The following is a 21,218-nucleotide window of genomic DNA, read 5'->3' on the forward strand; positions in this document are numbered from 1 at the left end:
CTAAGGTCGGGCCCCATGGCTTCACCGCGTCTCGTCGCAACTTTCGCAGCGTTGTCCGGGCTGTTGCTGGCCTGCTCTCCGAGCACCCCGGCGCCGGAGTCTCAATCTACGGACACGAAGCCGATGTCCACCCACGCGCCGATGCCCGCTGCGCCGGTGTGTGACCTGGCGGCCCTGTCACCTCGCGACAAGCTGGCCCAGCTGCTGACCGTCGGAGTCAAGGACGCCGCCGACGCACGTTCGGTGGTGAGCAGCCAGCACGTCGGCGGCATCATGATCGGCAGTTGGACCGACCTGTCGATGCTCAACGACGGATCCCTGCCTGACATCTCCGCCGCCGGCCCGCTGCCGCTGGCGGTCACCGTCGACGAGGAAGGTGGCCGGGTGTCTCGGCTCGCCTCGTTGATCGGCGAGCAGCCGTCGGCGCGGGTGCTGGCGCAGACCAAGTCCGTCGACGAGGTGTACGGCATCGCGCTGGAGCGTGGGAAGAAGATGCGCGACCTCGGGATCACCGTCGACTTCGCACCCGTCGTCGACGTCACCTCCGACGCCGACGACACCGTCATCGGTGACCGGTCCTTCGGGGACGATCCAGCCAAGGTCACCGAGTACGCCGGTGCCTACGCCCGCGGACTGCGGGAGGCCGGGGTGCTCCCGGTGCTCAAGCACTTCCCGGGCCACGGTCACGGCTCAGGTGACTCGCACACGGGCTCGGTGACCACCCCGCCGCTCGACGAGCTGAAGGCCAACGATCTGCTGCCCTACGCCACCCTGACCACCCAGGCGCCGGTGGCCGTCATGGTCGGACACCTGGAGGTACCGGGCCTGACCGGTACCGATCCGGCCAGCCTCAGCCCCGCCGCATATGAGCTGCTGCGTTCGGGCGGATACGGCGGCCCGGGCTTCAACGGCCTGGTCTACACCGACGACCTGTCCAGCATGGCCGCGATCAATCAGCGCTACGGAGTGGCTGCTGCAGTGCTCAAGGCTTTCCAGGCCGGGGCCGACAACGCGTTGTGGATCACCACCGACGAGGTGCCCGCGGTGCTGGACGGCCTGGAGAAAGCGCTGGCCGATGGTGAGTTGAACCAGGCTGCGGTGGATGCTGCGGTGCAGCGCAACGTGGATGCCAAGGGCGGGGTGCACTGCTAAGAGCGGACTGAGCCGCTGCCCGCACCGTCAACCGGACGCTTATCCTGTTCGGATGGCAGGTGGAACCAAGCGGCTCCCGCGGGCCGTACGCGAACAGCAGATGCTCGACGCTGCCGTGCAGATTTTCTCGGTCAACGGGTATCACGAGACGTCGATGGACGCGATCGCCGCGGAAGCCGAGATCTCCAAGCCGATGCTGTACCTCTATTACGGCTCCAAAGAGGAGTTGTTCGGCGCCTGCCTGAACCGCGAGCTGACCCGGTTCGTGGACGTCGTGCGCGGGGAGATCGACTTCACCCAGAGCCCCAAGGAACTGCTGCGGAGCGCGGTGCTGGCGTTCCTGACCTACATCGATGCCAACCGGGCGTCCTGGATGGTGCTCTACACCCAGGCCACCAGCTCGCAGGCGTTCGCCCACACCGTCCGCGAGGGCCGCGACCGGATCATCGACCTGGTGGCTCGGCTGCTCAGTACCGGCACGCGTAATCCTCAGCCCGACAGTGACTTCGAGATGATGGCGGTGGCGCTCGTGGGTGCCGGTGAGGCGATCGCCAGCCGGGTGAGCACCGGGGACGCCGATGTCAACGAGGCCGCCGAATTGATGATCAACCTGTTCTGGCGCGGACTGAAGGGAACGCCGTCGGACGCGGGAACACCGTCGGTCACTGCAGGCTAGTCGCGGTTGCCTGAGCACTCTGCGCCCCACAATTGGTGTCCGGACGCCCCCGCTGAGGGCAGTACGCTCCCGGTATGGGTTCCGAGCTGAAAGTTGCTCCGGCCGTATTGCGGTCGGCCGCTGCCGCTGAGACTGCGGTCGGTGGGGCCGTCACCGGCCTTCAGGTCGGGCCACCGTTGAGTGCGGCGGCCGCGGCGATGCCGGGCCTGCAGAGCGGCGCGGCCTGCGGCCAGGCCTCCTCGATCGTGGCGGGCGCCGCCACCGCCGTCGGCGGCGAAATCAGTGCGCATGCAGGTAAATTGACCGACGCCGCCAGCGCCTATCAGCGCACCGATGAGGAGTACGCGCGTCGGCTGAATTCAGCCCTACCCGCGGGTTGACATGGCGGTTTCGATCTCTCAGGTGGCGTCCTCCCACCCGGAGGCACTGGTGCAGAGCGGCGCCGATATCGGCACCCGGGCAGCCACTCTCGCCGCCCAGATCGACCAGCAGCGCGCCACCATCGACCAACTACGCGCCTCTTGGACGGGCACCTCGGCCGATGCCGCCATCGCGAGCGCCACCGCCTCATTGGAACGCATGCAGCGGCTCCACGACTCACTTTCCGCACTGCGCTCGGCCTTGCAGGACGGCGGTGGCGAACTGGTGCAACAACGCAGCCGCATCGTGGGCACCGTCGAGAAGCTCAAAGGGCAGGGATGGCAGGTCGCTGACGACGGAACCGTGTCGGTCCGTCCCGGCAGCGTGCTCGATTTCTACGCGAAGCTGAGTCCGGTGAACCGGATGCTGCTGCAGGCGATGGCCGCCAAGGCATCGGCGCAACTGAAGACGATGTTGGCGCAGTTCGAGACCACCGACACCAAGGTCGGACAACAGGTGCGGGACGCCGTGGCGACGCTTAGCCCGCCGGATCCCAAGCAGGCGCCCGATCCGAACAGCCCGAAGGCACTGGTCGAGCGTCTCGCCGGGATGACGCCCGACGAGCGGGCCGCATTCCTGGCGGGGCTGAGTCCGGAAACGCTGCACGAGATGGTGCTCGCCGACCCGCAGCTGATGGGCAACACCGACGGTGTGCCGTTCGATACCAGGATCGAAGCCAACAACATCAACATTCGCAACGCATTGGATGAAGAGCTGAAAAAGCCGTCACCCGATGAGGCCCGGGTCAAGCAGTTGCAGGCCATGCTCACGCCGATCGAATTTCCGCCCGGCAGTGGTCAGAAGGTGCCCCGAAAGTTCGTCGGATTCTCGACCGAGGGCAATGGGCGGATGATCGAGATGATCGGCGACATCAAGCCCGGTATCAAGGGTGTCGGGGTGGTGGTGCCCGGCACGAGCACCAACCTCAACGGCAGCGCCTCGAACCACAAGGCGGCAGTGGAATTGGCACGACAATCCGGATCGCCGGTCTTTCTGTACATGGGTGACGACTTCCCCCAGGATCTGGGCAAGGCGTCAGACCCGTCCTATGCCGCGTCGATGGCACCCAAGCTGGTGTCCTTCGGACACGAGATCGACCGGGCGGTGGGTGCGGGGGCGCCGGGCACGCCCGTCACCTATATCGGTCATTCCTATGGTGGTGCCATCGTCGGGACCGCCGAACAGATGGGGCTGCGCGCCGACCGCGTCCTGCACGCGTCGTCGGCGGGCACCGGAATCCTCAACGGCGAGTACACCAATCCGAACCCGAACGTGCAGCGCTATTCGATGACCGCACCGGGAGATCCGATCTCGCTGGTGCAGTCCCTGCCGCGCGACCTCGTCGACAACGGATCGCTCGACCTGCCGTCCTGGATTCCGCAGACCGTCGACGGCCAGCTCGGCAACCCGCTGGGCGGCCTACCCTCGGCAACCGATCCCGACAAGATCCCCGGTGTCACACGGTTGGACACCGGGTACTACGGGCGTGAGGGTGCGCACCACGGCGACGTCATCGTGGGTCAGAACGCGCACGGCGAGTACTGGAACGATCCGGATTCAGATGCGTTCCACAACATGGCCGCTGTCATCAGTGGGGGTGAGGCCACCGCCTATGTGGAGCGCGGCATCGAGACCAACTACGTCGATATCGATGTCGGTGACGATGGCAACTTCCAGGCCGAGGCCAGTGACCAGGCACGGGCCGGTGGTGCACCCAAGATCCCCGAACTGCCCTGGGATGACGACGGATCCTACGAAAGACGCCAGCACCCGTGGGACAATCCGCGGGTGACCGACAACCCAGGCCGCGGCCCACAGATACAGGTCAAATGAGATATCTCGCAGCACTTTTCCTGACCCTGGTCGTGATGGTCACCACTTCGTGCGGGCCTTCGCAGAAGAATGATTCGCACACGGACGATGAGGCGACGATGGAACCCACCACCTTGACGGTCACCGAAGCCGCCCGAGTAGTGGCCGGCTATGTGTCCATGATCGTCGGCAAACCGATCGATCCCGATCCCGCTTTCGCGGCCATGCACGGGTGCCGCACAAATGCCGGGATGATGCCGGACGGGCCGCCCTGGCGGGTGTACCGCAACGCCTGGATCGCCGATCCACCGCCGGAGTTGGTCCAGACAGCCCTCATCCGAATCGGAACGTTGGCCGAAGAGGGGTTCAAGCCCATCCCGTGGAACCGGCCGGATCCAGAACCGCCGAACAACAAGGCCTACGAAGACAGCCGCGGGTACACCGTCTCGGTCAAGGCGGAAACCACTCCGGCGGGCGACTACGGGCTCAACGTGTCCGCGACCTCGCCGTGTGCGAATGAGGACTAGACCGCCACACCCTCCACGAGGCTGAATGGTGATGCCGTCTCCACCACGCGGGTGAGCTGGAAACCGGCCTGCGCGTAGAGCTTTCGGTAGTCTTCCGCGCTGCGTTCCCTCGCGGCAATGCCGATCAGCATTTCCATGTCGGTCCACTTGCCGAGGAACTCGCGGTCGTGGTCGGGGATCACTCCCTCGATCAGCAGCAGAGTGGCGCCCGGTGTGGCGGCAGCTCGCACATTGCGCAGGATCACCGATGCCTCTTCGTCGGGCCAGTCGTGAATGATGTTTTTCATCAGGTAGGCGTCGGCGCCGGAGGGGACACTGTCGAAGAAGGACCCGGGGACCACCTGCACCCGATCTGCCACGTCGTACTTGCCCAACATCGCCGGTGCTCCGTCGACCACTTGCGGCAGGTCATAAAGCACCCCGCGGGCCGTAGGGGTGGCCGTCAGTACCGCGGCCAGCAGTCGGCCGTGGCCCCCGCCGACATCGGCGATGGTGCCGAACCGGGCGAAGTCATAGGCGGCCACCACGGGGGCGATGGCCAGCTCGGAGACGCTGGTCATGGCGTCGTTGAAGATCGCGCCCAGTTCAGGCTCGGAGCCCATGTAGTCGAACGCCCCTTTGCCGCGCAGCTTGGGGATGACCGCTTCGCCGGTGCGAACCGCGTCGGCGAGATGGCTCCAATGCTCGCGATGTTGCGGTGAGCCGACGAATTTCGCCATCCCTGCGATCGAGACCGGCGCGTCTTTGCGCAACGTGTCGCCCAGCGCGTTGAGCGCGTAGCGCCCGTCACGGGTGCGTCGGAAGATGCCCTCGCTGACCAGGGCCCGCATCAGCCGGTCCACGGTGTCAGGGTTGGCTTCGACCCGGCCCGCCAGCTCCTCTGCGCGCAGCGGGCCGTCGGCCAGCGCGTCGGCCACCCCGAGCTGTGCGGCGGCGGTGATGCCCTGGGCGACCCAGGCGCCCAGGATCATCTCCAGCATGGCTGCGGGTGGCGGAACCGCGCGCTGATGCAGGCGACGCAGGTGGTGGCGGACACGTTCGACCGCGCGAACCAATCCGGCTGGCGGCACCTTGGCGGGAGTCACCGGATGACTCTAGGGCAGGTGGGCGAGGCGTAGGTCACAACGGCCGGTCTCGATGGTGAGCAGCAAACCGAACTGGCGTCGGAACCTGACGCGTCAGCCGCCTAGAGTGGTGCGAATGTTCATCGCGACCGAAGAGACCGGGAATGCCTGAGGCAGGTATCGGTGGCTCGTCGCTGGACCAGCTCTACCAGCTCAACCGGGAGGTCGCGGATTCGCGCTCGGCGAAGCTGCTGGTGACGAACAATCTGGCCACCTATCTCACGCTGATGGAACGCCACCTGGACCGGGGCACCAAGCTCACCGAGACCGAGCTGGTGGTCCGGCTGGAACGCGACCTGGCCGACCTCGGCTCCGAGACCGAACAGTCGGGCCTGGCCGTGATCAAGTACTGGGCCAGCCAGGGCTGGCTGCACCGGGTCACCGAGCAGTCCGGCGACGCCGAACGCAACGTCTGCTACCTGACCTACGAGGCCCGGGCCGTGCTGGATTTCGCCCGCCGCATGCGCCGTGAGGACACCATCGCCACCGGCGGCTCGATCACGGGCATCGCTGCCGGGCTGCGACGGGTGGCGGGACAGGTCAGCAACGACCCCGAGCGCATCCGCGCCGATATCGAAGCCGAGATCGCCAGGCTGCGTGACGAATTGGATGCCCTGGACCAAGGACAGCGTCCCGAACCCGACCTGGTCGACGTCGAGGACGACGCACGGGCCATCGCCTTGCAGATGGAGCAGATCGTCTCTGACATCGGGCAGTACGGCGCCATGCTCAACCGCATCACCACCCGACTGCTGGATGCCTCTGCCGATACCGATCTCGGTTACCGGGAGCGCCAGCGTCAGTTGTTCGACGACTACGAGTCACTGTTCGCCTCCCGCGAGAGCGCCTCCTACACCGCCTTCACCCGGATGATCCAGGACCCCGAGCAACGGGCCGCGCTGGTGACCGACATCGAGGCGGTGACCCGCGAGCTGCCGCACCTGGACCCGGGCCTGCGTGAGGTGATGACCGGGTTCTTCAGCCTGGTGTCGGCGCAGACGGCCGAGGTGGGCCGGACTCGTCAGCGCTGCGCCCGCCGGATCAAGCGTTTTGTCGCCTCCGGCACGCTGGAACACAGCCGCGGTGTCACCCGTCAGCTCAACGATGCACTGGCCAGCGCGCACGAGCTGCTCAGCGCCTCGCTGGCCGACAGCCGGATCGGCGTCGAGGTGCCGCTGGTCCGCACCGATCTCAATTCGATTGGCGCCGTGGCCTTCAAGATTCGTGACGCGATCCCGCCGTCGCCGGCCGAGTCTTCGGAGGGGGAGGTGAATCTGTCGGCGTTCTCGGCATTGGCGTCCCAGGTCGACGCGACTGAGTTGGCCGAGTTGATCAACGGCGCGGTGGCGGCCGGGCCACTGTCGCTGCCCGACGCGATCGGCATGCTGGACTCGGCGTATCTGGGGCATGTGATCGTGTTGTGGTCGTGGGCGCTCAAGCAGCACGCTGGACGTTCGGACGACGGCCCCGGTCATTCCGTCCGGGTGCGCTTCCGGTCCCTGGAGGGCGCCGACCGCGAAATCGAAATCCCCCGACTGGTTTTCACCGAGCCGATCCCTACTGCCAGTGAGAGCATGCTATGACCGACACCCCGGACACAGTGTCCGTCTCAGATACGGCGATCGACTTCGATGCCCTGCCGAGCATCGACGCCGTCGAACGTTCCACCGATCAGCGTCGCGCGCCTCGCTTCGACGGGGATGTCAGCGAGTTACCCGACCGGGCCTGCTGGGCGCTCCAGCATCTGCTGTCGCGGCGTTACGTCAGCAAGGACAATCACTCGGAGCTGTGGTCGTGGGTCACCCGGTATCGCACCGAGCTCACCGTGCGGCTCTCGGAACTCGACATGCGGCTGTGTATTTCGGATGATCATGACATCGCCTACGTCGAACAGGCCGACTACGAATCGCAGTGGCGTCGCCGATTGCTGCGCCGCGAGACCCTCAATACCTACGACTCGATCCTGGCCCTGCACCTGGCCAAGCTCATGCGGGCGGCGACGGGCGACGAGAACGTGCTGATCAGTCGCGACGAGATCCACGAGCTGTTCGCCGGGGTGAACAACGACACCGACCGGGACGTCGCCTCGTTCGACAAGCGGATCGACAACGCGATCGAGCGGCTCACCGACATCGATATGCTGGCCCGCAACCGCGAGGACGAGGACAGCTTCACCATCAGCCCGGTGGTCAACGCGATCATGACGGCCTCGATGATCACCGAACTGCAGCAGCAGTTCGAGCAGCTCAAGCGGACCGCGAACGGCACAGTCGATGACCCCGACGACTCCGACGTATCCGAACGGCTCTCCGACGATGTGGACGCTCATGGCTGAACCGACCAACCAGTTTTCGCTGTCCCGCCTGCAGGTCATCAACTGGGGCGTGTTCGATGGATATCACTCGATCCCGTTCAGCCAGCATGGCACGCTGATCACCGGATCCTCTGGCAGTGGTAAATCCTCACTGCTGGACGCGATTTCGTTGGCCTTCCTGCCCTCGCACCGGCGTAACTTCAATGCCTCCGGCGATACCACGGCCGCCGGGGCGGGCACCGGAAAGCGCACCGTGGACAAGTACGTCCGCGGCGCGTGGGGTGAGCGACGCGAGGGCACCAGTCGCCAGATCATGTACCTGCGCGGGACGGGCCCGGCCTGGTCGGCGGTCGCGGTCACCTACAGCGACCGCACCGGGCGCTCGGTCACCGGGCTGGTGCTCAAATGGCTTGCTGCCGAGAAGACCTCGGATCCGGGTAGCCGGTATTATCTGATCGACGCCGACCGCGACATCTTCGGTCTGTGCAACCGGTGGGCGGCCAACGGCTATGACGCCGCGGTGTTCCGTGACGACGGCTGGACCGGTGGCCGTAGTGAGAGCCAGTACCTGGCCCAGTTGTACTCGAGCATCGGGATCCGGGCCTCGGAGGCTGCCCAGCAGTTGCTGGGCAAGGCCAAGTCGCTGAAAAGCGTTGGTGGTCTTGAACAGTTTGTCCGCGAGTTCATGCTCGACGAGCCCGCCAGCCTCAGCGGCGTGGAAGAGGCCTTAGATCAGATCAACCCGCTGGTCGAGGCCCGCGGCCTGCTCGACGTGGCCCGGCGCAAGCGCAACACGCTGGGTAACATCGCTGCGGTACAGGCACGTTACGCCGACGAGGCGGCCAAGTTCGGGGTGATCGACACCATCGACAACGCCATGGTCCGCGACTATGTCGACCACCTCCGGCTGGCCCAGGCCGGCCCGGAGATCGACAATCTCGACGATCAGATCACCCAGCTCGGCGCTCAGCGTGACGAGTTCGGTTCCCAGCAGCGTCAGTTCAAGAACGAGCACAACTCGCTCATGGCGCAGATCAACACCGTCACCGTAGATCTCGTGCCGTTGCAGCAACGTCTGACCGAGGCCGAGCGGATCAGTGAAGAGGTATCGCGCCGGCGCAGCGGCTACGAGGACAAGGTCGCCGCACTGGGGTTGACCCCGCCGGACAACGGTGAGGAATTCTGGTCGCTGCGTGAGACTTTGATGGACGAGGCCGACCGGCTGCATCGTGAACTGTTCACCGGTAACCAGCCCTACGTCGAGGCCTCTGCAAAGGAAGTGCGGGCCCGGGAGGCACGCGAGAGTATCGAATCTGAGTTGGAGCGGGTGCAGCGACTGGGTTCCCCGCTGCCGCGAACCGAGTATGAGATGCGGGCGCGTATCGCCCGGGCGCTCGACATCTCCGAGCGCGATCTGATCTACGTGGCCGAGTTGATGGAGCTCAAGCCCGAAGAGTCGCGGTGGCGGCTCGCCGTCGAAAAAGTGTTGCGCGGGGCCGGCTTACGTCTGCTGGTGCCCGATGCCTACATGGAACGGGCGCTGCGGTTCGTCAACGAGAACGACATGCGTGGCCGGATCCAGTTGCAGCATGTCCAGCACGGATCGCAGTTGCGTACCCCGCCGCCGCAGACCCTGGCAACCAAACTCCAGCTCGCCGATCCGACGCACGACAGTGCGGTCGAGGCGCTCAACGTGGTCGCAAGCATCGGTGACTACGTGTGTGTCGACGGGCCTGGCGAGTTCACCGAGCAATCCCGTGCGGTCACCGACCAGGGGCTGCGCAAGGACAGTGGCCGGCTCTCGGTCAAGGACGACCGGTCTCGGCTACGGCCCTCGGACTACATCTTCCTCGGTGGCACCGCCGCCAAAGTCGAAGCGCTGCAGGATGATCTGACTGCCGCGCAAGACGTGTACCAGACGGCGCGCAGTGCCCGCGAGCGTCTCGACGAGCACCGCGGCCAGTTGCAGTCCCGGGAACGGGCCTGCCGGGCGCTGTGTGACCAGTTCATGCAGTGGAGCGACATCGACACCGACTCGGTCGACGAGATGCTTGAGCGGCTGCAGGATGAACACAATCTGCTGGTCTCGGACAACCCCGACGCCGAGCGGCTGCAACTGCGGGCCGATGAATGCTGGGAACGCGTCGAGAAGGTCATCCAGCAGATCGGGTCGCTCAACGAACGCGAGACCACGCTCGACCGCAGGCGGACTGCGCTGCTGGAACTGAGCGAGTTCCTCACCGCGCGGCTCGGCTCCGACGTGCTCCCGCAGCATGCCCGCGACACCATCGACGGCCATGCCGCCGAAATTGCGCTGACCCTCGAACTGCTCGAATCCGAGCCGTACCGAAGCGAACTGACCCGCGTCATCAGCCGTGAGCGGGACCGGCTGCGGGCGGACCGCAACCGGTCGCACGACGAGTTGGCCGGCATCATGGCCGCCTACGACAGCTCGTTCCCCGACGCCATCCCCAACGACAGCGATGTGTTCGACGAGCGGGTGCACGATTATGTGGCGTTGTGCCGTCGGATCGACGAGCGGGAGTTGCCCGACGCTTACGAGCGTATGCAGCGGCTGATCACCGAGCAGGCGCCCGGCGCGATCCTGAATCTGCACATGGTCGCCGACAACGAGGCGCGGCGGATCACCGAGCAGATCGCCCGGGTCAACACTGGCCTCGGCGCGGTGGAGTTCAACCGCGGCACCCGACTAACCCTGCATGCCGGCACCCGTCATCTGGCCGCGGTCGACGAACTCAACGAGAAAGCGCAACGCATCTCGTCCCGGGTGTCGTTGGTCAGCTTCGGCGACGAGACCGCGATGTTCGAGCAGTACACCGACATCCTGCAGCTGCGGAAGCTGTTGGCCGGCAACACACCCGAAGATCGCCAGTGGACCCGCGACGCGCTGGATGTGCGTAACCGGTTCGTGCTGTACTGCGAGGAGCGCGACGCCGAGACCGGCGAGGTCATCCGGACCTACAGCAACTCTGGCGACAACTCGGGCGGTGAGCAGGAGAAGCTCATGGCCTTCTGTCTGGCCGGAGCGCTGAGCTTCAACCTGGCCAGCCCGGACAGCGACGACACCCGGCCGCTGTTCGCCCAGCTCATGCTGGACGAGGCATTCTCCAAGTCAGACCCGCAGTTCGCCCAGCAGGCGTTGTCGGCGTTCCGCAAGTTCGGTTTCCAGTTGGTGATCGTGTCGACCGTGCAGAACAGCACGACCATCCAGCCCTACATCGACAACGTGGTGATGGTGTCCAAGCCCGACGCGTCGGCGCCCAACGCCCGGCCCGTCGCATCGGTCACCTCGGCGTCGATCTCCGAATTCGCCGATCTGCGACGGACTTCCGGCGACGCGGTACCGAGCGCGTGATGTCGCGGGGTATGTCCCCGCCCTGTCAGAGCGGGCTGACCGTCGCAGACAGGTGCGGGTAGCCCTTCGAGAGATTCCGTAGGGTCAGCTCCCACCCGTCGGCGCCGCGCTCGACGTAGAGCCCGGCCTTGGCCGGCAGCACCACCGGCTTGGCGAACCGCACCGAGTACTTGACCGCATCGGGCAGCTGTCCCTCGATGTTGGACAGAACCGCTGCAGCACTGAACATCCCATGTGCGATGACGGTGGGGAAGCCGAACAGCTTGGCGGCGATCGCGTTGGTGTGGATCGGGTTGTGGTCCCCGCCGATCGCCGCGTAGTTCCGGATCTGGCCGGCGGTGATGTTCAGAACTGCGTTGGGTGGCGGCAGCTTCGGCTGCTTCTGCGGCTCCGGCTTCGGTTCACCGGACAGGCTGGTCCGCTGCTGGTGCAGGAACGTCGTCACCTGGTGCCACACCGTGTCGTTGCCGACCTTGAGCTCGGTGACGATGTCCACCAGCAGTCCCTTGCGGTGTTCACGCAGGTTCTCCGCATGCACGGCCGCGCTGACGGCATCGGTCACCTTGATCGGCTTGTACTGGGTGATGTGGTTTTCGATGTGCACCGAACCCATTGCGGCGAACGGGAAATCGAATCCAGTGACCAGCGACATGACCGTCGGGAAGGTCAGCGCGAACGGGTAGGTCAGCGGCAGGGTGTCGCCGAACCGCAGCCCGGTCACCTGCGCATAGGCGGCAACGTTGGCCGGGTCGATGGGCAGGTTGTCGACTGTGACGGTGCGGGCCGGCAGGGTCTCGTCGCGCGGGATGAACGGCAACGCCCCCACGACGGCCCGGAGCATGTTGTTCACCTCTAGGCTCCCAGCATGGCCTGGCCGCAGACCCGGATCGTGTTGCCGGTGACCGCATTCGATGCCGGGCTGGCGAAGTAGGCGATCAGTTCGGCCACGTCCACCGGCTTGCCGCCCTGGAACAGCGAGTTCAGCCGACGGCCGACCTCACGGGTGGCCAGCGGGATGGCATCGGTCATCTTGGTCTCGATGAACCCGGGAGCCACGGCGTTGATCGTGATGCCCTTCTCGCCCAGCACCGGTGCCAGCGCATCGGTCAGCCCGATCATGCCGGCCTTGGTGGCGGCGTAGTTGGTCTGCCCACGGTTACCGGCGATGCCGGCCATCGAGGACAGGCCGATCACCCGGCCGCCCTCGCCGAGCGTGCCGCTGGCAACCAGGCCCTCGGTGAGTCGCTGCGGGGCAAGAAGGTTCACCGCGATCACGGAATCCCAACGGCTCTCGTCCATGTTGGCCAGCAGCTTGTCGCGGGTGATACCGGCGTTGTTGACCAGCACGTCGACCTTGCCACCGTGCTGTGCGGTGACATGGGCGATTATCGCGTCGACTGCATCTTCTGAGGTGACGTCCAGCGTCAGCGCGCTGCCGCCGACCTTCTCGGCAACCTTGCCCAGATCTTCGGCGGCCTGGGGCACGTCCACCGCGACCACGGTCGCGCCGTCACGCGCGAACACCTCGGCGATGGTCGCTCCGATGCCGCGCGCCGCACCCGTCACCACGGCGACCTTGCCGGCCAGCGGCTTGTCCCAATCGCCCGGCGGGGTCGAGTCGGCGGCGCCCACGCGGTACACCTGCCCGTCGACGTAGGCCGACTTGGCGGAGAGGATGAAGCGCAGGGTGGACTCCAGGCCGGTGACGGCGGGCTTGGCGTCTGCGGCGAGGTACACCAGCGACGCCGTGGCGCCGCGCTGCAGTTCCTTGCCCAGTGAGCGGGTGAAGCCCTCGAGGGCGCGCTGCGCGATCTGGGCGTTGACACTGCCGGCCTGATCCGGGGTGGTGCCGATGACGACCACGCGGGCACACGACGCGAGGTTGCGCAGCACCGGGGTGAAGAACTGGTAGAGCTCCTTGAGTCCGGCGGCGTCGGCGATGCCGGTGGCGTCGAGCACCACGCCCCCGAACGAATCGGCCCAGCGGCCGCCGATGTTGTTGGACACCACGTCGTAGTCACCGGCCAGCGCAGCGCGGAGGGGCTCGACGACGCGGCCACCCCCGCCGATGAGCAGGGAGCCGGCCAGGGGCGGCTGGCCGGGGCGGTAGCGGCGCAGAGTCTCGGGCTGCGGCACGCCCAGCTGCTTGGCCAGGAACGATCCGGGTCCGGAGTTGACCACTTGGGAGAACAGGTCGGAAGCCACTTCAGCTGCCTTTCGCTTCGCAGTACTGCGTTGTCCATACCGAACTTACTCCAGAGTAAGAACAGTGGGTAATATGGCCCCGGACAACCCGAAAGTGGAGGGCAAACAGATGGCCAACAACACGACCCGGCGACGCGTTGCCGTTCTGGGTGGCAACAGGATTCCGTTCGCGCGGTCCGACGGCGCCTATGCCAACGCCTCCAACCAGGACATGTTCACCGCCGCGCTGGACGGGCTGATCGAGCGCTTCGATCTGGCCGGTGAGCAGCTCGGTGCGGTGATCGGCGGGGCGGTACTCAAGCACAGCCGTGACTTCAACCTGATGCGCGAATGCGTGCTGGGCAGCGCTCTGTCGCCCTACACGCCGGCCTTCGACCTGCAGCAGGCCTGCGGCACCGGCCTGCAGTCCGCGATCGTCGCCGCCAACGCCATCGCGCTGGGGCAGTACGAGTCCGCGGCCACCGGTGGTGTGGACACCGCGTCGGACGCGCCCATCGCGTTCGGCAACGACCTGCGTCAGGTGCTGCTGGGCCTGCGCCGGGCGAAGTCCAACCTCGACCGGCTCAAGCTGGTCGGCAAGCTGCCGGCCGCCCTGGGCGTGGAAATCCCGGTCAACAGTGAGCCGCGCACCGGGATGTCGATGGGCGAGCACGCTGCGGTCACCGCCAAGAAGATGGGCGTCAAGCGCGTCGACCAGGACGAACTGGCCGCCGCCAGCCACCGCAACATGGCCGCCGCCTACGACAGCGGCTTCTTCGACGATTTGGTCACCCCATTCCTCGGCCTGTACCGCGACAACAATCTCCGGGCTGATTCCTCGCCGGAGAAACTGGCCAAGCTCAAGCCGGTGTTCGGCGTCAAGGCTGGTGACGCGACCATGACCGCGGGCAACTCGACCCCGCTGACCGACGGTGCCTCGGTGGCGCTGCTGGCCAGTGAGGACTGGGCCCAGGCACACGGCCACGAGCCGCTGGCGTACTTCGTCGACGGGGAGACCGCCGCCGTCGATTACGTCAACGGGCCGGACGGCCTGCTGATGGCACCCACGTACGCGGTGCCCCGCCTGCTCGCCCGCAACGGATTGACGCTGCAGGATTTCGACTTCTACGAGATCCACGAGGCGTTCGCCTCGGTGGTGCTGGCGACGTTGGCGGCCTGGGAATCCGACGAGTACTGCAAGGACCGGCTCGGTCTGGACAAGGCGCTGGGAAGCATCGACCGCGCCAAGCTCAACGTAAACGGCTCCTCGCTCGCAGCGGGTCACCCGTTCGCGGCCACCGGTGGCCGGATCGTGGCGCAACTGGCCAAGCAGCTGGCGCAGAAAAAGGCGCAAACCGGTAAGCCGGTGCGCGGCCTGATCTCCGTCTGTGCGGCGGGTGGGCAGGGCGTCACCGCCATCCTGGAGGCGTAGCCGGAGCTCGACCAGGCCTGACTACCGCCCGCGAAAACATCCGAAAAGTTTGTTTTGGAGATGTGTAACGGCCGCGGCATAGAGGTCGATACATGGGTAGCTCCGTGTTGCCGTCTGACCCCCCGACCCGACGGCAACACGGGGCGACCTAGCTTCAAATTCTCGGTAAAATTCGGCCGTACTTTCTCTGGTTTGAGGGGTACCCGAGGCGTACGATCGAGCCTACGACGGGTTCGGGAGTGACTGATCCAAAGAGTCGGTACAGGGGTGAAAGACCGGCTGCGTGAGACGAATTAAAACGCCCCCAGGTGTCCTCCCGAACCCGCCCTTATTTGTTTGAATCCCCTCGGAACCAGGCTCGCGCCCGCATAGCGTGGTGCCATGCAGATCAGCCTCATCGCCTCGCTCAGTGAAACCGGTGGCCGCTCGCCGGTCGACGCCACCGTGGAGAATCTCGCGCAATTGCACGACGAGGGTTTCCGGCGGGTCTGGATGACCCAGATGCCCTATGAACCCGACCTCCTGACCGTGCTGGCGGTCGCGTTTCGTGAGGTCGACGGCATCGAGGTGGGCACCGGTGTCATCCCGATCCAGAATCAGCACCCGATGCTGCTGGCCCAGCGCGCGCTGACGCTCAGCTTGATCAGCGGCGGCCGGTTCCTGCTCGGCCTGGGCATGACGCATGCGGCGGTGACCGAAGGCATGTGGGGCATTCCGTGGGACAAGCCGGTGCGTCGGCTCCGTGAGTATCTGGACGGGTTGCAGCCGCTGCTGGACGGCGAGCCCGCCGATGCGCCGGGGGAGACAGTGACCACGCGCGGCGCCCTGCAGATCCCGGGGGCGTCGGCGCCCGATGTGTACATCGCCGCACTGGGGCCGCAACTGCTCAAACTCGCGGGCCGTCGCACGGCGGGAACCGTGACGTGGATGACGGGCCCGACAACGTTGGCCGAACATGTGGCCCCGACGCTGCGAGAGGCGGCGGGGGACCGCTCGGTACGGGTTGTCGCGGCGCTTCCCGTCAGCGTCACCGACGATGTCGACGGCGCTCGGGCCCAGGCCGCCAAACAGTTCGCGATGTACGGGCATCTGCCGTCCTACCGGGCCATGCTCGACCGGGAGGGTTACGCCGGTCCCGAGGATGCAGCGATCATCGGCGACGAAAGCACTGTGGCAGAACGTATTCGGGCTCTGGGACCGGTCGGTGTCGACGAATATGTCGGGGTGGTGTTCGACGCATCGCCCGAAACCAGGGCGCGGACCAGGGCACTGCTGCGCTCCCTGGACAGCTGAGCGCCGGCTTCAAATCTCCTGGGCGAGTTCCCTCGGCGCAGTTAAGGAGCGCCCTCCGGCGTCGGCTCGGGCTCCGGTTCGAGGAGGCGGCGCACCGAGGTGCGCGATCCGTACGGGCGCAGCATCCGGCTGGCGGGCCGGGGCCGCACGATCTGTGGCCACCAGAACCACCGGCCGAGCAGCGCGGCGATGGACGGTGTCATGAACGACCGCACGATCAGGGTGTCGAAGAGCAGGCCGAGGCCGATCGTGGTGCCGATCTGGCCGAGCACGATGAGATCGCTGAAGATGAACGAGGACATGGTGGCCGCGAACACGAGGCCGGCGGCGGTCACCACCCGGCCGGTGCCGGCCATGGCGCGAATGACGCCGGTTTTGAGCCCGGCCCCGATCTCTTCCTGGAATCGGGATATCAGCAGCAGGTTGTAGTCGGCACCGACCGCCAGCAGCAGGATGATGGCGAGTGCCAGCACGATCCAGTACAGCTGGATGCCGAAGATGTACTGCCACACCAGGACTGACAGACCGAACGATGCTCCCAACGACAGCACGACCGTGCCGACGATGACAAGCGCCGCGACAATGCTACGGGTGATGAACATCATGATGAGCAGGATGAGGCTGATGGCCGCCAATGCGGCGATGAGCAGATCGTATTTGGCGCCGTCCTGAATGTCCTTGTACGCAGAAGCGGTTCCGGCTACGTAGATTTTGGCGTCCGACAGGGGCGTGGCCTTGATCGCATCGAACGCGGAGTCCTTGAGCGCGTCGATGTGTGAGATGCCCTCGGGTGTGGCGGGAGTGCCCTCATGCGTGATGATCATGCGGGCGGCCTTGCCGTCGGGTGAGAGGAACAGTTTCAGACCGCGCTTGAAGTCCGGATTGTCGAAGGCTTCCGGAGGTAGATAGAACGAATCGTCGTTCTTGGCGGAGTCGAAAGCCTGTCCCATCGCGGTCGAATTCTGTAGGGCTTCGTCAGACTGCGAGTTGGTCCCGGCCGTGGTGGCGTAGTTGGACAGGGTCAGGTCACGGTTGCGCTCCTGGATGGCGATCTGCGGCGGTAGCAGCGCGACGAGTTTCGGCTGGAGGGCGTCGAGCTTGTCCAAGCTCGCGGTGATCTGGCCGAACTGGTCGCTGAGCTTGTCGATCCCGTCGAGCGCGTCGAACACCGACCGCAGCGCCGCGCACATCGGGATGTCGAAGCAGTGCGGTTCCCAGTAGAAGTAGTTGCGCAGGGGCCGGAACTGATCGTCGAAGTTGGCGATCTTGTCACGCAGGTCGTTCACGATCGTCACGGTGTCGTGGAAGGCCTGGGTCTGCTCATGAGTGGCGGCAGCACTGGCCTGCTGCAGTGTGACCTGCTGCTTGAGGATGTTGATCGTGTTGGACAGCTCGCCTGCCTGCTTGAGCAGATCGGCTGCGCGATCCTGCTGGTAGCCCAAATTCATGATCTGGCTGGCGCTTTGCGCGCTGATCTGAAATGGGATGGAGCTGTGCTTGATCGGGGTGCCCAGCGGTCGGGTGATCGACTGGACCAGGGCAATGCCGCGGGTGTGCAGAACTGCCTTGGCAACGCGTTCGAGCACCAGCATGTCGGCGGGGTTGCGCATGTCGTGATCGGTTTCGATCATCAGCAGCTCGGGGTTCAGGCGGGCTTCTGAGAAGTGCCGTGTGGCAGCGGTGTAGCCGATGTTGGCCGGTGCTGATTCCGGTAGGTAGGGCCGGCCGTCGTAGCTGGTCTTGTAGCCCGGCAGGGCGAGTAGGCCGACGAGGGCGATCAGACACGACACCACCAGGATGGGACCGGGCCAACGCACGATCGCGGTACCGATGCGGCGCCATCGCGGTGCCCGTGGGTTGCGTTTCGGCTCAAGGAGTCCGAACCGGCTGAAAATGGTCAGTACGGCGGGGCCCAGCGTCAGCGCGGCTGCCAGCGTCACAAGCACGCCGATGGCGGCGGGTATGCCCAAGGTCTGGAAATAGGGCAGTCGGGTGAAGTGCAGGCAGGCCACGGCTCCGGCGATGGTCAGTCCGGAGCCGACGATGACGTGTACGGTGCCGCGAAACATGTCGTAATACGCGGCTTCTCGGTCCATGTCACGGCTACGCGCTTCGTGATAGCGGCCGACGATGAAGATGCCGTAGTCCGTGCCCGCCGCGATCGCCAACAGCGTCAGCAGATTCGTCGAATAGGTGGACAGGCCGATGACCCCGGAGTGCGCGAGCGCGGCGACGACACCGCGCGCGGCAGCCAGCTCGATGAGGACCGTGACGAGCATGATGAGCATGGTGACCAGCGAGCGGTAGACCACGAGCAGCATCACCGCGATGACCAAGAAGGTTATGCCGGTGACCTTTTCGGTGCCCTTGCTGCCGACCTCGAAGTTGTCGGTGATGAGCGGTGCGGCGCCGGTGACGTAGGCCTTGACACCCGGCGGTGGTGGGGTGCTCGCCACGATTTCGCGGATGGCGTCGACGGATTGGTTGGACAGTGCCTCACCCTGGTTGCCGGCGAGATACACCTGCACCAGTGCGGCTTTGCCGTCCTTGCTCTGCGAGCCGCCCGCGGTGAGCGGATCTCCCCAGAAGTCCTGAATGTGCTCGACGTGCTTGGTGTCCTGGGCCAGTCGCTGTACCAGGGTGTCGTAGAAGCGGTGGGCGTCGTCGCCGAGCGGCTTGTCGCCTTCGAGCACGACCATGGCTGCGCTGTCGGAGTTGAACTCGTCGAAGACCTGACCGATGTGCCGCATCGCCATGGTCGATGGCGCGTCGGGCGCGTTCAGACCTACCGAGCGCGCCGCACCGACGACCTCCAATTGCGGCACAAGGATATTCGTCAGTGCGGCGACGGCGACCCACACCAGCACGATCGGTACGGCGAGCAGGCGAATGGTTCGCGCTGTCCTGGAACCGGCAACTTCACCTTCTGCGTGCTGCCCGCTCATGCCGACTTGTCCAGGCAGGCGATGTAGCCGTTCACGTTATCGGTGGACCTTTCGTCCTTGACCACACCGTTGACGGTGATGCGGCACCCGATGGACTCGCCGTCCCCTTGCGCCCGCAGGTCGGCGAACATGGTCGGGTCATCGGTGACCAGCGTCTGCGACCACGGCAGCGTCACGTCCTCGGCCCGCTGCGGTTGTGCGTCGATGTCCAGGTAATTGATGGTGGCAACGGAGCCCGGTGATCCGAACACTTCGAAGAGAACCCGTTTCGGGTTGTATCCGGTGTTCTCCAGAGCGTCGGCACTGGGACGTGACACCTCGTTGTCGGAACCGAATATGCCGTGCAGCCGGCTGACGGCGAAGGCGACGACCGCCACCACCAGTACGGCAACGATCACCGTCCAACGTCGCCGGACCAGGCTTCCTACCGAGATCCCCTGCATCTCAGAGCCTTTCGAGGACAAGCGCACAACTCGCCTTGAGGCGAGAGTGTTCGGCCGTTCCAAGCACCTGAACGGTACCGTACGGTACAGTCGTGTTGAGGGCAAGGCCTACGGACAAGTGGCCATGGCTGCCCGCTATGGAAAGGTTTTCAGTGTCACCCGCTTCGACCGCCTCATCGCATGACGTCTCACCGCCGGCCCCGGCGTCGCAGTGGACCGAGCGCGAGTCGGAATTGTTGGCGGTGACCCTTCGCCTGTTGCAGCAGCACGGATACGACCGGCTGACCGTGGAAGCCGTGGCGACCGAGGCGAAGTCGAGCAAGGCCACGATCTACCGGCGGTGGCCGTCGAAGACCGAGCTCGTGTTGGCGGCCTTCATCGAGGGCACCCGGGTTCAGCTGGTGCCGCCCCGCACCGGCTCGTTACGCACCGACCTGCTGAGCATCGGGGCGTCGGTGTGTGCACAGGCACGCGAGCACGGCAGCACGATGAGCGCGATCATGTCCGAGGTGGCACACAGTCCGGAGTTGAGTGCGGCCATGCAGAATCAGTTCGTGCTGCAGCGCAAGAAGCTGATGTCCGACGTCCTGGCCGACGCGGTCGGCCGGGGCGAGATCGACGCCGCGGCGGTGCACAACGAGCTGTGGGATGTGATGCCGGGATATCTGGTGTTCCGGTCCCTGATACCTGGACGTCCGCCGACCGAGGCGACGGTTCGGGCACTCGTGGACGACGTCTTGATGCCCAGCCTGACCCGCTTCTGACCTCGCAGGGCGGCGGGGCCTGTCGCTCAACGCAATCCGCGCACAGCCCAGACGGTCAGATAGGCCAACCCGAAGAACGCCGCAACCGCTATCGCCACACCCGTCGACTGCACGTAGGACAGCGGTGAGCGCATCCAGTCGAACGTCGCCGCGACCACCGCATCGGGCCGGGTCACCAGGTCCCAGGAGTTCCATCGCTGGAAGCGGCCGATGACCACGCCGACGGCGCACGCCGCAACGGACAGCACGACGGTCAGCCAACCCCAGAACGAGCCGAATTCGTCGTCCAGGCGCTGATGCACGAGCAGCAGCGACGCCACGCCCAGCAGGATCCCGGTCCACGCGGCGAACCCGTACTGCAGTACGTGGCGCCACAGCTCATACCCCTCGCCGAGGTGAACCAGATCGGTCACCAGATACGGGGCGTTCGGCAGGAACGCCAACCAGCCCAGTCCCAGCGGCAGCAGCCACAGCCGGCGCTCGACCAGATCGAACGCGATCGCGAAGACCATCGGCATCCACGCCAGCACCAGGTTCCATACCAGGAACTTGGTCGGGTAGGACATCGGTGCGGCCGGGTCGGTGATCCCAAGGGCCAGGGTGAGCGCGGTCGTCGCCATCAGCGATACGACGAGCAGGATGCCGCGGGCTTCGGTCATGGGACCAGTTTGCCTGGTGCCGGTTGCCCGTCGAATGTTGGCTTGTGTTCGATATTTTGGCCGATGTTGTTACACCAGCCAACGTTGGGCACAGAAG

17 protein-coding genes are annotated in these 21,218 nt (G+C 65.8%); 11 read left to right on the forward strand and 6 right to left on the reverse strand.

Annotated features, from left to right (window positions below):
- Positions 1-15 precede the first annotated feature (15 nt).
- The 5 genes from HBE63_RS27155 to HBE63_RS27175 all read left to right on the forward strand — a co-directional run bounded on the left by HBE63_RS27155 (position 16) and on the right by HBE63_RS27175 (position 4,587).
- Positions 16-1,152, forward strand: a complete 1,137-nt coding sequence (locus tag HBE63_RS27155) for a glycoside hydrolase family 3 N-terminal domain-containing protein (RefSeq protein ID WP_166907867.1) — start codon at positions 16-18, stop codon at positions 1,150-1,152.
- 52 nt (positions 1,153-1,204) lie between these two features.
- The gene (locus HBE63_RS27160; protein WP_166907869.1) at positions 1,205-1,828 is read left to right on the forward strand and encodes a TetR/AcrR family transcriptional regulator; all 624 of its coding nucleotides are present in this window, start codon (positions 1,205-1,207) and stop codon (positions 1,826-1,828) included.
- Positions 1,829-1,902: 74 nt separating this feature from the next.
- A complete protein-coding gene (locus HBE63_RS27165) occupies positions 1,903-2,208 on the forward strand; it encodes a type VII secretion target (protein ID WP_166907871.1) in 306 nt (101 codons plus the stop codon).
- 1 nt (position 2,209) lies between these two features.
- Positions 2,210-4,081, forward strand: coding sequence for an alpha/beta hydrolase (locus HBE63_RS27170; protein WP_166907873.1), 1,872 nt, complete (start codon positions 2,210-2,212; stop codon positions 4,079-4,081).
- 98 nt (positions 4,082-4,179) lie between these two features.
- Positions 4,180-4,587 carry a hypothetical protein gene (locus tag HBE63_RS27175; protein ID WP_243858321.1) on the forward strand — a complete coding sequence of 136 codons (408 nt, stop codon included), beginning with the start codon at positions 4,180-4,182 and terminating at the stop codon, positions 4,585-4,587.
- Here HBE63_RS27175 and HBE63_RS27180 read toward each other — a convergent pair.
- A complete protein-coding gene (locus HBE63_RS27180) occupies positions 4,584-5,672 on the reverse strand; it encodes a methyltransferase (RefSeq protein ID WP_166907877.1) in 1,089 nt (362 codons plus the stop codon). The genes HBE63_RS27175 and HBE63_RS27180 overlap by 4 nt on opposite strands.
- Positions 5,673-5,815: 143 nt before the next feature.
- Here HBE63_RS27180 and HBE63_RS27185 point away from each other — a divergent pair, with 143 nt between their 5' ends.
- The 3 genes from HBE63_RS27185 to HBE63_RS27195 are packed head-to-tail and all read left to right on the forward strand — an operon-like array spanning position 5,816 to position 11,401.
- The gene (locus HBE63_RS27185) at positions 5,816-7,294 is read left to right on the forward strand and encodes a DUF3375 domain-containing protein (RefSeq protein WP_166907879.1); all 1,479 of its coding nucleotides are present in this window, start codon (positions 5,816-5,818) and stop codon (positions 7,292-7,294) included.
- The gene (locus HBE63_RS27190; protein WP_166907881.1) at positions 7,291-8,046 is read left to right on the forward strand and encodes a DUF4194 domain-containing protein; all 756 of its coding nucleotides are present in this window, start codon (positions 7,291-7,293) and stop codon (positions 8,044-8,046) included. The genes HBE63_RS27185 and HBE63_RS27190 overlap by 4 nt, the downstream gene beginning before the upstream one ends.
- Positions 8,039-11,401, forward strand: coding sequence for an ATP-binding protein (locus HBE63_RS27195; protein WP_166907883.1), 3,363 nt, complete (start codon positions 8,039-8,041; stop codon positions 11,399-11,401). The genes HBE63_RS27190 and HBE63_RS27195 overlap by 8 nt, the downstream gene beginning before the upstream one ends.
- 25 nt (positions 11,402-11,426) lie before the next feature.
- On the opposite strand, the gene HBE63_RS27200 is transcribed toward HBE63_RS27195, so the two are convergent.
- Positions 11,427-12,242 (reverse strand): MaoC/PaaZ C-terminal domain-containing protein, encoded by an 816-nt coding sequence (locus HBE63_RS27200; RefSeq protein WP_166910265.1) that lies wholly within the window; start codon positions 12,240-12,242, stop codon positions 11,427-11,429.
- Between the two features lie 11 nt (positions 12,243-12,253).
- A complete protein-coding gene (locus HBE63_RS27205) occupies positions 12,254-13,606 on the reverse strand; it encodes a 3-oxoacyl-ACP reductase (RefSeq protein WP_166907885.1) in 1,353 nt (450 codons plus the stop codon).
- A 109-nt stretch (positions 13,607-13,715) separates the two neighbouring features.
- On the opposite strand from HBE63_RS27205, the gene HBE63_RS27210 reads away from it, so the two are divergent.
- The gene (locus tag HBE63_RS27210; protein WP_166910267.1) at positions 13,716-15,017 is read left to right on the forward strand and encodes an acetyl-CoA C-acetyltransferase; all 1,302 of its coding nucleotides are present in this window, start codon (positions 13,716-13,718) and stop codon (positions 15,015-15,017) included.
- A gap of 381 nt (positions 15,018-15,398) precedes the next feature.
- A complete protein-coding gene (locus HBE63_RS27215; RefSeq protein WP_166907887.1) occupies positions 15,399-16,310 on the forward strand; it encodes a TIGR03564 family F420-dependent LLM class oxidoreductase in 912 nt (303 codons plus the stop codon).
- 41 nt (positions 16,311-16,351) lie between these two features.
- Here HBE63_RS27215 and HBE63_RS27220 read toward each other — a convergent pair whose 3' ends face one another.
- Together HBE63_RS27220 and HBE63_RS27225 are read right to left on the reverse strand one after the other, a co-directional pair.
- Positions 16,352-19,255: an RND family transporter gene (locus HBE63_RS27220; protein WP_208301222.1), complete on the reverse strand. Its 2,904-nt coding sequence runs from the start codon at positions 19,253-19,255 to the stop codon at positions 16,352-16,354.
- A complete protein-coding gene (locus HBE63_RS27225; RefSeq protein ID WP_166907889.1) occupies positions 19,252-19,698 on the reverse strand; it encodes an MmpS family transport accessory protein in 447 nt (148 codons plus the stop codon). The genes HBE63_RS27220 and HBE63_RS27225 overlap by 4 nt, the downstream gene beginning before the upstream one ends.
- A 137-nt stretch (positions 19,699-19,835) precedes the next feature.
- On the opposite strand from HBE63_RS27225, the gene HBE63_RS27230 reads away from it, so the two are divergent.
- A complete protein-coding gene (locus HBE63_RS27230; RefSeq protein WP_166907891.1) occupies positions 19,836-20,462 on the forward strand; it encodes a TetR/AcrR family transcriptional regulator in 627 nt (208 codons plus the stop codon).
- Between the two features lie 26 nt (positions 20,463-20,488).
- Here the strand turns inward: HBE63_RS27230 and HBE63_RS27235 are convergent, their stop codons facing one another.
- A complete protein-coding gene (locus tag HBE63_RS27235; protein ID WP_166907893.1) occupies positions 20,489-21,121 on the reverse strand; it encodes a DUF1361 domain-containing protein in 633 nt (210 codons plus the stop codon).
- Positions 21,122-21,218: the final 97 nt, after the last annotated feature.

Source organism: Mycobacterium sp. DL440 (genome assembly GCF_011745145.1).
Classification (GTDB): domain Bacteria; phylum Actinomycetota; class Actinomycetes; order Mycobacteriales; family Mycobacteriaceae; genus Mycobacterium.

What these genes read in the sequence shown, in the direction of transcription:
- HBE63_RS27235 (WP_166907893.1), bottom strand. Translation starts at nt 21,121, where the DNA reads ATGACCGAAGCCCGCGGCATCCTGCTCGTCGTATCGCTGATGGCGACG.
- HBE63_RS27160 (WP_166907869.1), top strand. Translation starts at nt 1,205, where the DNA reads ATGGCAGGTGGAACCAAGCGGCTCCCGCGGGCCGTACGCGAACAGCAG.
- HBE63_RS27195 (WP_166907883.1), top strand. Translation starts at nt 8,039, where the DNA reads ATGGCTGAACCGACCAACCAGTTTTCGCTGTCCCGCCTGCAGGTCATC.
- HBE63_RS27225 (WP_166907889.1), bottom strand. Translation starts at nt 19,698, where the DNA reads ATGCAGGGGATCTCGGTAGGAAGCCTGGTCCGGCGACGTTGGACGGTG.
- HBE63_RS27200 (WP_166910265.1), bottom strand. Translation starts at nt 12,242, where the DNA reads ATGCTCCGGGCCGTCGTGGGGGCGTTGCCGTTCATCCCGCGCGACGAG.
- HBE63_RS27175 (WP_243858321.1), top strand. Translation starts at nt 4,180, where the DNA reads ATGGAACCCACCACCTTGACGGTCACCGAAGCCGCCCGAGTAGTGGCC.
- HBE63_RS27185 (WP_166907879.1), top strand. Translation starts at nt 5,816, where the DNA reads ATGCCTGAGGCAGGTATCGGTGGCTCGTCGCTGGACCAGCTCTACCAG.
- HBE63_RS27155 (WP_166907867.1), top strand. Translation starts at nt 16, where the DNA reads ATGGCTTCACCGCGTCTCGTCGCAACTTTCGCAGCGTTGTCCGGGCTG.
- HBE63_RS27170 (WP_166907873.1), top strand. Translation starts at nt 2,210, where the DNA reads ATGGCGGTTTCGATCTCTCAGGTGGCGTCCTCCCACCCGGAGGCACTG.
- HBE63_RS27210 (WP_166910267.1), top strand. Translation starts at nt 13,716, where the DNA reads ATGGCCAACAACACGACCCGGCGACGCGTTGCCGTTCTGGGTGGCAAC.
- HBE63_RS27215 (WP_166907887.1), top strand. Translation starts at nt 15,399, where the DNA reads ATGCAGATCAGCCTCATCGCCTCGCTCAGTGAAACCGGTGGCCGCTCG.
- HBE63_RS27190 (WP_166907881.1), top strand. Translation starts at nt 7,291, where the DNA reads ATGACCGACACCCCGGACACAGTGTCCGTCTCAGATACGGCGATCGAC.
- HBE63_RS27165 (WP_166907871.1), top strand. Translation starts at nt 1,903, where the DNA reads ATGGGTTCCGAGCTGAAAGTTGCTCCGGCCGTATTGCGGTCGGCCGCT.
- HBE63_RS27220 (WP_208301222.1), bottom strand. Translation starts at nt 19,255, where the DNA reads ATGAGCGGGCAGCACGCAGAAGGTGAAGTTGCCGGTTCCAGGACAGCG.
- HBE63_RS27230 (WP_166907891.1), top strand. Translation starts at nt 19,836, where the DNA reads ATGGAAAGGTTTTCAGTGTCACCCGCTTCGACCGCCTCATCGCATGAC.